The sequence below is a fragment of the Pseudomonas sp. G.S.17 genome, from assembly GCF_038096165.1.
Lineage (GTDB): Bacteria > Pseudomonadota > Gammaproteobacteria > Pseudomonadales > Pseudomonadaceae > Aquipseudomonas.
The window spans coordinates 2,409,609-2,421,515 of record NZ_CP151076.1; the positions used below are offsets into that span (position 1 = coordinate 2,409,609).

11 protein-coding genes and 1 pseudogene are annotated in these 11,907 nt (G+C 60.6%); 4 read left to right on the plus strand and 8 right to left on the minus strand.

The genetic code is table 11. The features are described 5' to 3' along the window. Positions 1-121: 121 nt before the first annotated feature. The 5 genes and pseudogenes from pncA to AABC73_RS11190 all read right to left on the minus strand — a co-directional run. Positions 122-760, minus strand: a complete 639-nt coding sequence (gene pncA, locus AABC73_RS11170; RefSeq protein ID WP_341523619.1) for a bifunctional nicotinamidase/pyrazinamidase — start codon at positions 758-760, stop codon at positions 122-124. Positions 761-895: 135 nt separating this feature from the next. Continuing rightward, entirely contained in the window at positions 896-1,861 is a 966-nt protein-coding gene (locus tag AABC73_RS11175) for a D-2-hydroxyacid dehydrogenase family protein (RefSeq protein WP_341523620.1), read from the minus strand. Positions 1,862-1,981: 120 nt separating this feature from the next. Further along, entirely contained in the window at positions 1,982-2,635 is a 654-nt protein-coding gene (locus AABC73_RS11180; RefSeq protein ID WP_341523621.1) for a DUF1345 domain-containing protein, read from the minus strand. Positions 2,636-2,819: 184 nt separating this feature from the next. Then, positions 2,820-4,172 carry a glucarate dehydratase gene (gudD, locus tag AABC73_RS11185; RefSeq protein WP_341523622.1) on the minus strand — a complete coding sequence of 451 codons (1,353 nt, stop codon included), beginning with the start codon at positions 4,170-4,172 and terminating at the stop codon, positions 2,820-2,822. A 123-nt stretch (positions 4,173-4,295) separates the two neighbouring features. Then, positions 4,296-4,748 (minus strand): annotated as a pseudogene (locus tag AABC73_RS11190) (MFS transporter); the annotation flags it as partial. Positions 4,749-5,148: 400 nt separating this feature from the next. Here AABC73_RS11190 and AABC73_RS11195 point away from each other — a divergent pair. The 3 genes from AABC73_RS11195 (at position 5,149) to AABC73_RS11205 (ending at position 8,495) form a co-directional block, all read left to right on the plus strand. Next, a complete protein-coding gene (locus AABC73_RS11195; RefSeq protein WP_341523623.1) occupies positions 5,149-5,862 on the plus strand; it encodes a FadR/GntR family transcriptional regulator in 714 nt (237 codons plus the stop codon). Positions 5,863-6,161: 299 nt separating this feature from the next. Next, positions 6,162-7,271 (plus strand): sugar diacid recognition domain-containing protein, encoded by a 1,110-nt coding sequence (locus AABC73_RS11200; protein WP_341523624.1) that lies wholly within the window; start codon positions 6,162-6,164, stop codon positions 7,269-7,271. Positions 7,272-7,358: 87 nt separating this feature from the next. Next, entirely contained in the window at positions 7,359-8,495 is a 1,137-nt protein-coding gene (locus tag AABC73_RS11205) for a glycerate kinase (protein ID WP_341523625.1), read from the plus strand. Positions 8,496-8,505: 10 nt separating this feature from the next. Here the strand turns inward: AABC73_RS11205 and AABC73_RS11210 are convergent, their stop codons facing one another. The 3 genes from AABC73_RS11210 to AABC73_RS11220 all read right to left on the minus strand — a co-directional run bounded on the left by AABC73_RS11210 (position 8,506) and on the right by AABC73_RS11220 (position 10,915). After that, the gene (locus tag AABC73_RS11210) at positions 8,506-8,763 is read right to left on the minus strand and encodes a DUF2790 domain-containing protein (protein ID WP_065834259.1); all 258 of its coding nucleotides are present in this window, start codon (positions 8,761-8,763) and stop codon (positions 8,506-8,508) included. A gap of 102 nt (positions 8,764-8,865) precedes the next feature. Then, the gene (locus AABC73_RS11215) at positions 8,866-10,401 is read right to left on the minus strand and encodes an MFS transporter (protein ID WP_341523626.1); all 1,536 of its coding nucleotides are present in this window, start codon (positions 10,399-10,401) and stop codon (positions 8,866-8,868) included. Between the two features lie 13 nt (positions 10,402-10,414). Then, positions 10,415-10,915 carry a heme-binding protein gene (locus tag AABC73_RS11220; RefSeq protein WP_341523627.1) on the minus strand — a complete coding sequence of 167 codons (501 nt, stop codon included), beginning with the start codon at positions 10,913-10,915 and terminating at the stop codon, positions 10,415-10,417. A 101-nt stretch (positions 10,916-11,016) separates the two neighbouring features. Between AABC73_RS11220 and AABC73_RS11225 the strand changes: the two genes are divergently transcribed. Further along, positions 11,017-11,907 carry a LysR family transcriptional regulator gene (locus AABC73_RS11225; protein ID WP_341523628.1) on the plus strand — a complete coding sequence of 297 codons (891 nt, stop codon included), beginning with the start codon at positions 11,017-11,019 and terminating at the stop codon, positions 11,905-11,907.

Below are 11,907 nucleotides of genomic sequence, written 5' to 3' on the forward strand. Positions count from 1 at the left end.
TGGCAACGCACAACCTTTTGTAGGAGCGAGCTTGCTCGCGAAGGCGGATGATCATGCTGAATCTTTCGAACCTGAAATACCGCCTTCGCAAGCAAGCTTGCTCCCACAGGTTTTGCATCTGCTAATTCAGCAACTCGCTGCTATCAATGCGCGTCACACCCGCTGCGAGCATGTCCTGCCAGGCTTTGTCGAGGGAACCATTCATGTCGATGGCGCGGCAGGCGTCTTCGATGACTACCGTGGTAAAGCCTGCGGCCCGTGCGTCCAGTGCTGACCAGGCCACGCAAAAATCCAGGGCGAGGCCGACCACGAAGACACTCTGCACGCCGCGTTCCTTCAAGTAACTAGCCAGACCTGTCGGTGTGCTGCGGTCGGCTTCGAGAAAGGCCGAATAGCTGTCGATATGCGGGTTGCAGCCCTTGCGCAGGATCAACTGCGCGTGAGGCAGGTCGAGATCCGCGTGTAATAGCGCGCCATGATTGCCCTGCACGCAATGGTCCGGCCACAGGGTTTGCGCGCCGTAGGGCAGGGTGGTGCTTTCGAAAGGCAGGCGGCCGGGGTGGCTGGAAGCGAACGAAATGTGCCCGGACGGGTGCCAGTCCTGAGTGATGACCACGCCGCGAAATTGCTCGCCCAGACGATTGATCAGCGGCACCAGCGCATCGCCATCGGCAACCGCCAACGCGCCGCCGGGCATGAAGTCATATTGCATGTCGATGACCAGCAGGACGCTGTCGAGGTCGAATCGAGACTGGGTCATGGTGAAGCTCCTTGGTAATCGTCACAATTTGTGGGAGCGAGGCTTGCCCGCGAAGAGGTCGGGACATTCACAGTATCTTCCTGAACTGGAAAATCGCCTTCGCGGGCAAGCCCTGCTCCAACAGGGTCTGAGGTATCAGGCAAACACCCGAATCGGCTCCCCGGCATCCCAGGCCTGGATATCCTCGATCATCTGACTGAAGAACGTGCGGTAGTTATTTTCGGTCACGTAGCCGATGTGCGGGGTGGCGAGCACATTGTCCAGGGTGCGGAACGGGTGCTCGGCGGGCAGCGGTTCGATGGCGAACACATCCAGCGCGGCACCGGCGATACGGCGTTGTTGCAGGGTTTCAATCAATGCTGCCTCGTCGACAATCGGCCCGCGCGCGGTGTTGATCAGGTAGGCGCCGGGCTTCATCCAGCTCAAGGCCTGCGCATCCACCAGCCCGCGACTGCGATCGCTGAGGACCAGATGCACCGAAAGCACGTCGGACTGTTCGAACAATTGCTGCTTGCTGACATAGGTCACGCCGGATTCGGCAGCCGCTTCGGCCGTGAGGTTTTCGCTCCAGGCAATCACCTGCATGCCGAACGCCTGGCCGTAGCGGGCGATCCACTTGCCGATGCTGCCCAGGCCGAGGATGCCCAGCGTCTTGCCATGCAGGTCGCTGCCCAGGCCGATTTGCCACTGGCCGCTGCGCAGGGAATTGGCTTCATCCACCAGATTGCGGGTGATGCCCATGATCAACGCCCAGGTCAGTTCCGGGGCAGCATGTTTGTAGCTGTCGGTGCCGCACACCTGGATGCCGAGCTTGCCGGCCGCCTTGACGTCAATCGCAGCGTTGCGCATACCGCCGGTGACCAGCAATTTCAGGTGCGGCAGCTGGCTGAGCAGGGCTTCATCGAAGATGCTGCGTTCGCGCATCACGCAAATGACATCGAATGCCTGCAAACGCGCGGCCATGCTGTCCGTGTCGGTCGGGAATTCGTGGAGGAAAGTGACTTCGCCAATGCTGTTCAATACCGACCAGTCCACGACGTCGCTGGCCACCGACTGCCAGTCATCGAGTACCGCAATTCTCGCGGGAGAGCGTTGAGTCATTTGGTGATCGCCTCGCTAAAGCAAAGGAAAGGTTTTTAGGGTTGTGCGCTTACCTTACCGCCGACCGCCGGCGCGGGAAACAAGATGTTGCGCCGAGCGACTCTTTAGCCCGTTAGCGGCTCAGCCAAACAGTCCGGCAGCAATATTGATGGAAAAACCGAGAATCGCCGTATTGAAGACGAAGCCGATCAGGCATTGAGACAACACAGTCTTGCGCAGCCCATGGGTCGCCACGCCTACGTCGGAAGTCTGCACCGCCACGCTGAGGGTGAAGGAGAAATACAGGAAGTCCCAATAATCCGGATGCAATTCGCCGTCGGCGAAGCGCAACGCCGGTTCCTTACCTTTCCAGGTGTAGAACAGCCGTGCGTAATGCAGGCTGAAAATCACCCCGGTGACCAGCCACGAACCGACAATGGTCAAACCAGTGAACGCGTAGTGCATGGCGCGGGCGTCAGCGGTCATCTCCTTGCTGCCGGCCAGCTCCAGGGTAATTGCTGCGAGGCTGGCCAGAGCGGCAATGCATACGGTGAACAGCACCTGACTGGCGTTTTCGTCTTCGATCAGGGAAATCCGCTCGACGTCTTCGGCATTGGTGCGAAAGGTGCGCAGCATGATCAGCCCCAAATAAATCCACACCCCAACGTTCCAGGCGATCAGGCATTTAGTGGTCAGGGAAATGTCCGGCGTAAGGATCGCCGACGCGAAACCGCTGATCAGGCCCAGGCCTGCGGCGATGCTCAAACGAGGGTGAGTGTGAGCGATATGGGACATGGCAGGGCATCGAGACGAAAGGTTCGCAAACCTTAGCACGGCCGTTGCGTGGTTATAAAAAGACGGCGCGCAAGGGGGTTGCGCGCCGCGTGCCAGCTTGGCAAATTTTTGATAAAAGGGCGCGCCCCGGTTTCGCGCGACAAACATCCGGTTCCGTAGGAACGGGGTGGGGTTATTTATGGAATCAACGCACCAGGCACGGCTGCTTGTTATTGAATTTCCAGTCCGGAATCAGGAACTGCATGGCCACGCTGTCGTCTCGTGCGCCGAGGCCCATGCCTTTATAGAGTTCGTGGGCCTTGTGCACCTGATCCATGTCCAATTCGACGCCCAGGCCGGGTTTTTTCGGCACCTGCACGCAGCCGCCGACGATCTGCAACGGCGCTTTGGTCAGGCGCTGGCCGTCCTGCCAGATCCAGTGGGTGTCGATAGCGGTGATATTGCCCGGTGCCGCCGCCGCCACGTGGGTGAACATTGCCAGGGAAATATCGAAGTGATTGTTGGAGTGCGAGCCCCAGGTCAGGCCCCATTCGTTGCACATCTGCGCAACACGGACCGAACCCTGCATGGTCCAGAAGTGCGGGTCGGCCAGTGGAATATCCACCGATTGCAGCTGAATCGCGTGGCCCATTTCCCGCCAGTCGGTGGCGATCATGTTGGTCGCTGTCTTCAGGCCCGTTGCCCGGCGGAATTCAGCCATGACTTCACGACCCGAATAGCCGTTTTCCGCGCCGCAGGGGTCTTCGGCATAAGCCAGCACGTGATGCTGATCCCGGCATAGGCGAATCGCTTCTTTCAGCGACCATGCGCCATTCGGATCAAGGGTGATGCGCGCCTCGGGGAAGCGTTCGGCCAGTGCGGTAACCGCCTGGATTTCGTCGTCGCCGCTGAGCACGCCGCCCTTGAGCTTGAAGTCCTGGAAGCCATAGCGCTGATGCGCGGCTTCGGCCAGACGCACCACGGCATCGGCGGTCAGGGCTTTTTCGTGACGTAGACGGAACCAGTCGTTATCGGCATCAGGCTCGCCGCGATAGGCCAGATCCGTCTGGTTGCGGTCGCCGACGTAGAACAGATAACCGAGCATTTTCACTTCGTCGCGTTGCTGACCTTCGCCCAGCAAGGCGGCGACCGGAACGTCCAGATATTGACCCAGCAGGTCGAGCAGGGCGGCTTCGATACCGGTAACCGCATGAATCGTCACGCGCAGGTCGAAAGTCTGCTGGCCACGACCGCCGGCATCGCGCTCGGCGAAAGCCTGGCGCACAGAGTTGAGGATTTTCTGATAGTTGCCGATGGTGCTGCCGACCACCAGTTGCCGAGCGTCTTCCAGAGTCTGACGAATGCGTTCGCCGCCGGGCACTTCGCCGACACCGGTGTGCCCGGCGTTGTCCTTGAGAATCACGATATTGCGGGTGAAAAACGGCCCGTGGGCACCGCTCAGATTGAGCAGCATGCCATCGTGACCGGCCACTGGAATCACTTGCATGCTGGTGATGACAGGTGCTTTGTTGACGGTCTGGTTGTTCAGCGTATTCATGTTTGAGTCCTTAAAAGTCGTGGCGCACGATCAGTAGTGGGCAGCCGGTGCCAGATGGGTCACAGGTGCGGCTTGGGTAACCTTGGGCGTATTGCGCGATGACCATGCGTCCTGTTCCTCGCGGGCCTTACCGCGCTCGACGCCCGGCAGCCCGCGGGTGAAGTGATAGATAGCGCCAGAGACGAATACGGCTAAAGTGACGTCGAGCAGCAAGCGCAGGAGATAGAAGTGGGTTTCGTTCTGGATGAACGCCATGCAGGCGGCGACGGTGCCCCAGGTGAGCATGATGCGCGTCAGCCAGATACGGGCGCCGACTTTTTGCAGGAGGATATTGGAAGGGACTTCGAACAGCGCGTAACCGATGAAGAACAGTCCGGCACCAAATCCGTAGGCGGCGGCACCGATGCCCAGATCGTGTTCCATGTGCGAACGCACGAAGCCGATGTTCACCCGGTCGATGTAATTGACGATAAACATGATGACGAACAGTGGCAGGACATGACGCTTTACTTTCGATACCGCCGAAAGCAAAGCCGAATCCGCGCCGTCACTCACCCTGGTATTGGATGTGTTCACAGGTGAATCTCCCACTCGTTATTTTTATGCGGGTTATGGGAAAACTAGGTTGCTTGGGTTGATAGACATCATACAAGTAAAGACTTGTGACGCAAGGGGTCATCGATTCGGTTTGTCAGATATTTTTGCTGGCAAGGGACGGGTAGTCACAGGTGGGTCGCTAGAATTACCGCTTTATGCCTGCTTCCATTGGCGTTGCTGGTGGTTGACGGGCTGATTGACGACTCGGCAAAAAAAATTCATCAAGCGGCTTTTGGGCGTTTTTACGGCGGGTTGATGATTTGTTACTTATCATACAAGCTAGACAAGTCAGCTTGCGTCGCTAGCTCGTCAGACAAGTGCGCAGTAGTATGTCCTTCAAGCCCATTCCCCGATTTCCGTGTCCAGGACATCTCTTTTCATGCAAGAGCCTATTCGGCCGATTCCCAAGCGCCGGCAACATAATCTGGCCACCGATCTGGTCACCGATCTGAGCCAGCGCATTCTTCTTGGCAAGATTCCGCCCGGTCACAAGCTGCCTTCGGAAAGCGAAATCGTCCGCGAGCACGGGGTCAGCCGCACTGTGGTGCGCGAAGCGATATCGAAATTGCAGGCATCCGGGCTGGTGGAAACCCATCACGGTGTCGGCACGTTCGTCCTGGAGCGCAGTGATCACACCGGACTGCGCCTGAAAGTCGAAACCGCAGCGAGCGTGCGCGACATCATCGAACTGCGGATCGGCCTGGAAACCCAGGCGGTCGCCTTGGCGGCGTTGCGCCGCACGGACGAGCAACTGGCCGCCATGCGCCAGGCGCTGGATGATTATCAGGATCTGCTGGCCAAGGAAGACAGCTGCGTGGAGGCGGACAAACGCTTTCATATGCTGATCGCCGAAGCGACCGGCAATCCGTACTTCGCCGAGATCATGCAGCACCTGGGCAGCGCGATCATTCCCCGCAGCCGCATCGCCTCCAGCGAACGCGCGGGCGCCAATCTGGCCCGTCATGGCTATCTGGCCAATCTTGAACATGAAGCGCTGCTGAGCGCCATCCGTCGCCAGGACCCGGACGCCGCCCGCGCGGCCATGTGGACCCACCTGAGCAACAGCCGCGAAAGGCTCGCGCCGCTGGAGTGAAAGCGGACGCTGGCGGCTGGGCTTTTGTAGGACCGGATTCATCCGGGAAGGCGTCGGTGATGCTGCCGATTATTCAGTGCCTCAGCCAGCCTCTTCTGGGCAAGATAAGGGATTCTCCGCTGAAGAAGGTGCATCGATAGAGCGGCGCAAGCTGTGACAGGTGCAACGTAATGCATGCGGTGCCAGCACGTTGCCATGTCAATCGCACTCGCATCCAGAATCAGGCAGACTCAATGCTCAAATAAAAACCAGCGGCACCTGTATGCACATCATCCTTAGTTCTTCGTCGGGAGCCCGCCATGTTCGCCCTTGATCATTCGCTGGCGCAGGACATCGTCGACCGGGCCATGGCCATTTTGCCGTGCAACGTCAACGTCATGGATTATCTGGGCATCATCATCGGCAGCGGCGACGCCGGGCGTTTGTATACCCGGCATGAAGGTGCGCAATTGGTGCTGGCCAACCATCGCGTCGTGGAAATCGACGCCAGCACCGCGCAGCAACTGGATGGCGTCAAGCCAGGCGTGAACCTGCCGTTGATGCTCGATCAGAAACTGGTCGGCGTGCTCGGTATCACCGGCGAACCGGAGCAGGTCCGGGTCTACGCCGAATTGGTGAAAATGACCGCCGAGATGCTCATGGAGCATCGCCGTCAGCAGGCCGATCAGCAGTGGCGCCATCAGCGCAGCGAGGATTTGCTGTCACGCCTGCTGCTGGCCGAGTGTCCGGAATATTTGGTGGACGAGGCGCAGCAGCTAGGCCTGCAACCCGCTCTGCCGCGCCAGGTGGTGGTGATCGAACTGGCCGGACCCGCCAGCGATGCTGGCAAAGTCGTGGCCTGGCTCAATGGTCGTTATGCCAATAGCTGGTGCCTGGCTCGCGAACCGATGCTGATCCATTGGTGTCGGGCCATGGGCAAGGATCGCGACGACGCCTTGCTGCTGGAGCAATTCGACGAGCAAGGCTGGCAGGTGCTGCGCATGGCGACCGTCGAGCAATCACCTGATTTGCCAAGCTTGCGGCATGCGGTCGCCGCCGCCCGGGATTTACTGGATTACGCCCGTGAGGTTCAGCCGCAGCAACGTTTGTTGCGTCTGGCAGCGTATCGCCTGCCGGTATTGTTCTGGCGTTATCGGCATGACTGGCTGGCGGCGCAGGTCGCCCAGCCGATTGCGCGTTTGCACAGCCACGCTCAACTGCTGGAAACCCTGCGCAGCTGGTTCGACTACAGCGGCGAAAGCCAGGCCTGCGCCGATGTCCTCGGCATCCACCGCAACAGCTTGCGTTATCGTCTGGAAAAAATTGCCGAGCTGAGCGGCTGCGATCCTTATCGCACCGACGATCTGCTGCGCCTGTATCTGGGTCTGCACATGACGCCGCGCGCTGCGCTTTGTTCAAATGACCAATAGGCTGCCGTTTGCTTGGTGCGCAGGGCGCGAGGCATATCCCGCCTAGGATGAGAACATCGCGACACTGCGTTTACGGAGAACAACAACATGAAAATCGTCATCGCCCCCGATTCCTTCAAGGACAGTCTGAGTGCCCAGGGTGTCGCCGATGCCATTGCCAGCGGGCTGGCCGAAGTGTGGCCCGACGCCGAGCTGATCAAGTGTCCGATGGCCGATGGCGGCGAGGGCACCATCGAGGCGGTCCTCGCTGCGTGTGACGGCGAGCTGATGAGCGCCGAGGTCAGCGGGCCGCTGGGTCAGCCGGTTGTTGCCCATTGGGGCTGGCTGGCCGCGAGCCAGACGGCAATCATCGAAATGGCCATGGCCAGCGGTTTGCAATTGTTGACCCTCGACCAGCGCGACGCGCGCAGCACCAGCACCTACGGCACCGGCGAATTAATCCTGGCGGCTTTGGAGGCCGGAGCGGTGCGGGTGATTCTGGCGATTGGCGGCAGCGCCACCAATGACGCGGGCAGCGGCATGCTTGCGGCGCTCGGCGCACGATTTCTCGATGTCGACGGCACGCCGGTTGCGCCGGGCGGGCTGGCGCTGGCGCAGGTCGCCCGGATCGATGTGCAACACCTGGATGCGCGTTTGCGCGACGTACAGTTTGAAGTGGCGGCCGATGTCGACAATCCACTGTGCGGGCTCAACGGCGCCTCGCACATTTTCGGCCCGCAGAAAGGCGCCTCGCCAGAGCAGGTTCTGCAACTGGATGACGCCCTCGGGCACTTCGCCGATCTTTCAGCCGGGGTGCTCGGCCACGATCTGCGTGACCAACCGGGCTGTGGCGCGGCGGGCGGCATGGGCTTTGCGGCCAAGGCCTACTTGAATGCGTCGTTCCGGCCGGGGGTCGAGGTGGTGGCTGATCTCACCGGTCTAGCGCAGGCGTTGCAAGGCGCGGATCTGCTGATTACCGGTGAAGGTCGCTTCGATGCCCAAACCTTACGCGGCAAGACGCCGTTCGGCGTGGCGCGCGTCGCCAAGCGGGCTGGCGTGCCGGTCATTGTCCTGGCCGGCACCCTCGGCGAGGATTACGCCAACTTGTACGAGCACGGCATCAGCGCGGCATTTGCCTTGGCCAGCGGCCCGATGACACTGGAACAGGCCTGTCGCGACGCCCCGACCCTGTTGCACGACCGGGCACGGGATCTGGCGCGCCTCTGGCAACTGGCGGCGCGCTGATCGCTGCGGATCAATTGTCACCCAGGCAACCGGTGCCATTGACCTCGTAGCGCAGGGTATGGGTTTTACCCATGTGGTCGACGTAAGTCATTTCCACTGGTCGTACCCCGCAGAAATTCAGTTCCGGGGTGCTGACGACTTTGGCGATGTCCAGTTTTGTGCCGTAGGTGTAATCCTGGACATTAGCCTGAGGCTTGAGGCCAGCGTTGGCGACAGAAGCAACGCTGCCCAGGGCCAGCAAGGTGAAGGCAATCAGTGCGGTTTTCATGATGAGCATCTCGTTCAGCTGAGTTCAACTTCTTGAGCCTGTACGACGAAGCTCATCGAGCTTTATTCCCTCGCCCTGAAAAGAACTGGATAAAAAAGCTCTTCACGCCGATTGCAGATGTAACTGCACGATGGGCTTGCGCATCAATGCACCCACCACCGCAGCGCCAAGCAAGGCCAGCAGCCCGGCAACCCAGAGCAATGTCGCGAAGCCTTGCACAAAGGCTTGTTGCGCCAGGGGTTGAACGATCAACCGCGCGCTCTCGGTCAGGGGGGCCATGGCCGCGCCCATATCGCCGGCAACCACCCGCGAGGCGATGCCGTCGGCCTGATTCAGCCAGTTCGACGCCTGCGCCTGCATGGCGATCTTCAGGTTTTGCTCGGTGTGGCTCGCCAATAAAGCGCCGTAGACGCCGATGGCCAACATGATCGCGCTGAAACGCATGGTGGTGCTCATGCCGGAGGCCATGCCGGCGCGGTCACGAGGCACGCAGGCCATGATGTTCTTTTGCGTGTCACCGTTCAGCAGCCCGGCACCGGCCCCGGTCACCGCCATGGCGCAGGCAAATCCGAGATAACCGCCGCCGGACACCGCCCAGGCGCTGAGCAGGTTGCCGCAACCGACCAGCGTCAAACCCAGCGCCATCAGGGTTGCCGGTGACCAGTGCCGCGCCAGCCTGGCGCCGATTTTCGGGCACGCCAGCATGGTCAGGGCAAAGGGCAGCATGCCCAGACCTGAAGCGATGGCGCTGAAGCCCAGCCCGTTCTGCAGATAAAACGGCAGCAGGGTCATCATCACCTGAGCGCATCCGGCGTAGGCGAACATGCCCAGCAATGCGCCAATGAAACGCGGGGATTTGAACAGCTGCAAATCCACCATGGGCTTGTGCTGCATCCGCTCGACCAGCACGAACATCGCCAGCAGCCCCAGGCCGCCGAATATGCGCAAGAACGTGATCGAGTTGTCCCAGCCGATACGATTGGCTTCGATCAAGCCCCAGATCAGGCATAGCAACGCCGCGCTGAACGTCAGGCTGCCCCAGGGATCAAGACGCGCGGACTGTTCGTTGCGCGACTCTTCGATATTGCGCCGAACCATCGCAAGCAGCAGCAAGCCAACCGGCAGATTCAGATAGAAAATCCAGCGCCAGCCCAGCAGTTCGGCGATCACGCCGCCCACGGTGGGCGCGGCCGTCATCGCCACGCCCATGCAGGCGCCCCAAAACGCCCAGGCTTTGGCGCGTTCGGTTTCGTCATGAAAGGCATGGCCGATGGTGGCCAGTGCCGAGGTCAGCAGCAGCGCAGCGCCAATACCTTTGAGGGCACGGGCAATGTCGAGGAACAGGATATTGGGCGCCGCGCCACACCCCAGCGAAGCCGCAATGAACAGCACCAGCCCGCAGAGCAGCATTTTCTTGCGCCCGAAGCGGTCGGCGACACTGCCGGACGGTAGCAATAGCGCGGCGAAAGCCAGCATGTAGGCACTGACCACCCATTCGATGTCGGCAAAGTTGGCGCCCAGGTCCCGAGCGATGCTGGGCAGCGTCACCGCGACGATATTGGTGTCGAGAACGATCAGCGAGCAGACACCGGAAGCGGTCAAAAGAGTCATGCGTGGGCTGGGTCTGGTGATTTTCATGGTGGGCCTGCGATTACTGATGTGATTGCGGAACCTGCAAGGACTGCAAGGCGGCGAGGGCGATTTCATCATCGTGGGCCGGCGTGTCGGCACTGACGCCGATGGCGCCCACTACCTGGCCTTCGACGCGAATCGGCTGGCCGCCCTTCATCATCAGCAGGCCGGCAGTGATCAGCGCTGTGCGCCCGCCATTGATGCCTTTCTCCAGATCGTCCGATGGACGCTTGAACAGGGCCGATGTCCGCGCCTTGCCCTGGGCCAGTTCGACGCCGGCAACTACCGGAGCGCTGTCCATGCGTGCCGTCAGAATGGGCCATCCGCCATCGTCAACGACCGCAACCGCACAGGGCCATCCGTGCTGGCCAGCGTAGGATTGCGCCGCCTGCACCAATTGGCTGGCGGCTTTCAGATCAAGTGTTGCTTTGTGAGTAATGTTCGCTGCGGGCTCGGCCGCGTTGGCTATTTGCAAAGCCAGCGCACTGAAAAGCATGACAAGAGCTGATTTGACGCGCATCGTTGATCTTCCTAAGGAGCATGAGCGGCCAGCTTATCCCGGCATCGCCTTGGTGTTATTACCCGCGCCGCGTCACTTGATTACCTGTGAGCTAATTCAAAATGGAAATCCGTCATTTCCGCTATTTCCTGGCGGTTGCCCGGCACAAGAGCTTTGTTCGCGCTGCCGAACAGCTGGGCATCGCGCCACCGACCCTGACCCGGCAGATTCAAGACCTGGAAAGCGAACTCGGCACACGCCTGTTGCAACGCTCGCAACGGGACGTGAGCCTTACCGAAGCCGGGCGCGCCTTGCAGATCGAAGCCGAGGCGACGCTGCGCCAGTTCGAGTCCGCGCAGCTCAGTGCGCAGCGGGCCGGGCGGGGTGAAACCGGACATATCCAGCTGGGCTACGTCGCCTCAGCGGTGTTCTCCGGGGTTTTGCAAAATCAGGTGAGCGAGTTTCGGCAACGCTATGCCGATGTAGGCTTCACAATTACCGAACAACTGATGCCGACCTTGCCGCGCCTGATCGAGGAAGGGCGGCTGGATATCGGCTACGTGCGCTCGCCGATGCCGTTGGGGGAGTCGCTGAGCCGTCTGGATTTGTTTGAAGAAGCATTCGTTCTGGCGTTGCCGGCCGGTTCCTGGCTCTGCAACCTGAAACAGATCGAAGCTTCGCACCTGCAGAATGAAACCTTTATTCTGCCCGAGCAGATATCAGGCACTTTCGACGTTGCTGCCCAAGGCGGGTTCGCTCCGAAACTCGGCCCGCAACCCGGCGGACTGGTGTCGGTGGTTGCCCTGGTTTCCCTGGGGCAGGGCGTCGCCGTGGTGCCGCAATCGATGGTCGAGCGCATCCAGCTGCCCAGCGTGCTGTACCGCCCGCTTCACGACTGCCAGCCTCGCTCATGTCTGTCACTGATCTACCGACGCTACGAAAAGGCCGCGGCCGTGGCGCGGTTTATCGAGCATGTGAAGCGGAGTGCAGCGTCTGTTCAGTCTCGGGCGTGA

Bases quoted from the DNA above. Each gene is read 5' to 3' on its own strand.
- pncA (WP_341523619.1), bottom strand. From the start codon at position 760: ATGACCCAGTCTCGATTCGACCTCGACAGCGTCCTGCTGGTCATCGAC.
- AABC73_RS11175 (WP_341523620.1), bottom strand. From the start codon at position 1,861: ATGACTCAACGCTCTCCCGCGAGAATTGCGGTACTCGATGACTGGCAG.
- AABC73_RS11180 (WP_341523621.1), bottom strand. From the start codon at position 2,635: ATGTCCCATATCGCTCACACTCACCCTCGTTTGAGCATCGCCGCAGGC.
- gudD (WP_341523622.1), bottom strand. From the start codon at position 4,172: ATGAATACGCTGAACAACCAGACCGTCAACAAAGCACCTGTCATCACC.
- AABC73_RS11195 (WP_341523623.1), top strand. From the start codon at position 5,149: ATGCAAGAGCCTATTCGGCCGATTCCCAAGCGCCGGCAACATAATCTG.
- AABC73_RS11200 (WP_341523624.1), top strand. From the start codon at position 6,162: ATGTTCGCCCTTGATCATTCGCTGGCGCAGGACATCGTCGACCGGGCC.
- AABC73_RS11205 (WP_341523625.1), top strand. From the start codon at position 7,359: ATGAAAATCGTCATCGCCCCCGATTCCTTCAAGGACAGTCTGAGTGCC.
- AABC73_RS11210 (WP_065834259.1), bottom strand. From the start codon at position 8,763: ATGAAAACCGCACTGATTGCCTTCACCTTGCTGGCCCTGGGCAGCGTT.
- AABC73_RS11215 (WP_341523626.1), bottom strand. From the start codon at position 10,401: ATGAAAATCACCAGACCCAGCCCACGCATGACTCTTTTGACCGCTTCC.
- AABC73_RS11220 (WP_341523627.1), bottom strand. From the start codon at position 10,915: ATGCGCGTCAAATCAGCTCTTGTCATGCTTTTCAGTGCGCTGGCTTTG.
- AABC73_RS11225 (WP_341523628.1), top strand. From the start codon at position 11,017: ATGGAAATCCGTCATTTCCGCTATTTCCTGGCGGTTGCCCGGCACAAG.